Genomic DNA, 2,480 nt, shown 5'->3' with positions numbered 1-2,480 from the left:
TGGTACAGCACCAAGGACCGCGACACCACGGGCAAGCAGGTCGACGTCCGCTGACTCATCCTCTCGTCGGCGCGATGGCCTGCACGGTCGGGTAGTCGGTGTAGCCGCGCTCGTCGCCGAGGTAGAACGTCGATTCATCCGCGGTCGTCAGCGGCGAACCGAGGCGCAGCCGCTCGACCAGATCCGGGTTGGCGATGAATGCGGTCCCGAACGCGACGATGTCGGCCAGACCGTCGTCGACCACCGAGAGTTGGGTCGGCCCCGCCGGGAAGTCCTCATACGCCGCATGGGGGTTGAGCATCAGCACGCCGCCCCACTGTTCGCGGATGGCGTGGGTGAGCGCACGGTGCCCGGGGAATTCGAACACGTCGAGAAAAGCGAGGTCACTCGGCAAGTCTCGGACGAGCGCCAGGTAGACATCGTGTATCGCATCTTCCTCGATGCCGCTCGCCGTGCAGCCGGGGGAGACGCGTAGCGCCAGTCGATCCGAACCGATCGCATCCGCGACCGCGTGTACGAGCTCGACGGCGAACCGGATGCGACCCTCAACGCTCGTCCCGTATCCGTCGACCCGAACGTTGGCGTTGGAGCTGAGGAACTGCTGGATCAGGTATCCGTAGGCGCCATGGAGTTCCACGCCGTCGAACCCAGCACGCATGCAGTTCTCGGCGGCGGCCACGAAGTCAGCGGTGGTGCCGGCTATCTCGTGGATCGCCAGCGTCCGGGGTGTTGGATACGGTTTGCGGATCGCGGGCCCCGTGGTCGAGACCCGTACGACGCCGTCGGCCGCGACCGCAGAGGGCCCCACCGGATGCAGTCCGCCGCCGAGCAGATCTGGGTGACTGTTGCGGCCCGCATGCTGAAGCTGGCCGAAGATCCGACCACCGGCCGCGTGGACGCGGTCGGTGACCTGTCTCCATGAGTCCGCCTGGGCGGCGGTGTGCATACCGGGCGTGAACGTGTAGCCCTGACCGACCGGGCTGGGCTGCATGGCTTCTCCGATGATGAGGCCCGCCGACGCGCGTTGCTCGTAATAGTCCGCCATCATCGGGGTGGCCGTATGTGCTGGGCCGTAGGCGCGGCGACGCGTCAACGGCGCCATCGCGATCCGGTTGTCGAGGGTCAGATCACCGATGGTGATGGGTTCGAATGCGTGTGACATGTCCCGATGGTGCGTCGGGCACGCCGGTGCGCCCAGTCGATCGGTGCGGATCTCGGTCTTTTCGACACCGAGACAGCGTGCGGTCGAGGTTCTCGACACCGGGCGCGGATCAGAGCAGGGGGTCGCGGCCCGCCCTCTTCACGCTCCTGATGAGCGGCGCGGTCTCGACGGCGCGCAGACCGGGGAGCTGCGCGGCCGCGCCCGTGAGGTAGCGGTACAGCTCGTCGGTGCCGGCGCAGTGGGCGGTGGCGTAGAGGTTCGTCGACCCGGTCGTCGCGGCGGCGAAGCTGACCTCGGTGTGCGCCGCTAGTGCGCGGCCCGCATCGTCGACGGCAGACGGTGCCACGGTGATCCACAGACTCACCGAGGAGCGCAGCCCCAACAGCTCGGCGTCGAAGTCGATGTCGAAATAGAGGATTCCGCTCCGGACGAACATCTCCAGACGCCGACTGACCGTTTCCTGGGACAAACCGCTGGCCTGACTCAGTTGCCTGACACCGGCGCGGCCGTCAACGGTCAACGCGGCCAGTAGTCGTCGATCGGGGTCCTCGAGGTCGACGGGGATCCGGTGGGGCCACGTCTCGTCGACCATCGGGGCGACAGACGCGGCGACATCGGACTTCGTGAGCAGGCTGTCGGGGCCGCCAAAGAACATGTGCAGACAGGTCTGAGCCGTCACCGATCCGACGTCGGGGAGGTCCGAGAGTCGTTTCATCAGAGCGAACTCCCCGCGCGCGGTGCGGTCGCGGTAGACCATCGCGGTGAGTTCCAGACCGCTCGGCCCGCTCACGACGTTCACCCATGCCGTGTCGTCCCGACGGGCGAGATTGGCGGCGACGGTGTCCAGATCGTGCGAGACACTGATCCGAAACAGCGACATCCCCTCGGTGTTGATGTTGGGTTGGGTGACTGCGACAACCCGCACCCCCGCCCTGGCCCGCAGACGCTGATACCGACGAGCCACCGTCTGATCCGACACCTCGAGTTCTGCTGCCATTGCCGAGAAGGGACGCCGAGCATCGAGTTGGAGTAGACGCAGGATGGCCCGGTCGATGTCGTCGGCGACGTAGGGAGGCACAGGCTCCGAAGGGTCGCCGCGTCGCGTCACGAGTCGAGTGTATTCGCGCAGAATGCGTCGATTTCCCGTGTGTCTGGGAGTCGGCGGCGCCTGTGGAGCGATGCCGACGCCCAGCCACACGAGAAATCGATTGTTCTCACCCCACCGCAGTGTTGAGGGCCTTGGTGATGATGCCCGTCAATGCGGAGACGATGTTGTCGCCGGTGACCACCGTGTAGAGGATGGCCCCGAACGCCGCCG

3 protein-coding genes are annotated in these 2,480 nt (G+C 66.7%); all 3 read right to left on the bottom strand.

The features are described 5' to 3' along the window. Window positions 1-55: 55 nt before the first annotated feature. Entirely contained in the window at window positions 56-1,162 is a 1,107-nt protein-coding gene (locus JHC79_RS23355; RefSeq protein WP_296395427.1) for an alkene reductase, read from the bottom strand. 109 nt (window positions 1,163-1,271) lie between these two features. Next, on the bottom strand, window positions 1,272-2,240 hold the full coding sequence (locus tag JHC79_RS23350) for an AsnC family transcriptional regulator (protein ID WP_296395430.1): 969 nt from the start codon (window positions 2,238-2,240) through the stop codon (window positions 1,272-1,274). A 136-nt stretch (window positions 2,241-2,376) separates the two neighbouring features. Then, window positions 2,377-2,480 (bottom strand): DUF4244 domain-containing protein (locus tag JHC79_RS23345; RefSeq protein ID WP_296395428.1); only part of this gene is annotated, 104 nt, incomplete at its 5' end.

Source organism: Williamsia sp., from assembly GCF_016462415.1.
In the GTDB taxonomy this organism is placed as follows: Bacteria; Actinomycetota; Actinomycetes; order Mycobacteriales; family Mycobacteriaceae; genus Williamsia_A.
Note: the sequence above shows the minus strand (reverse complement) of the source record. Positions and strands in the feature narration are given on the sequence as shown.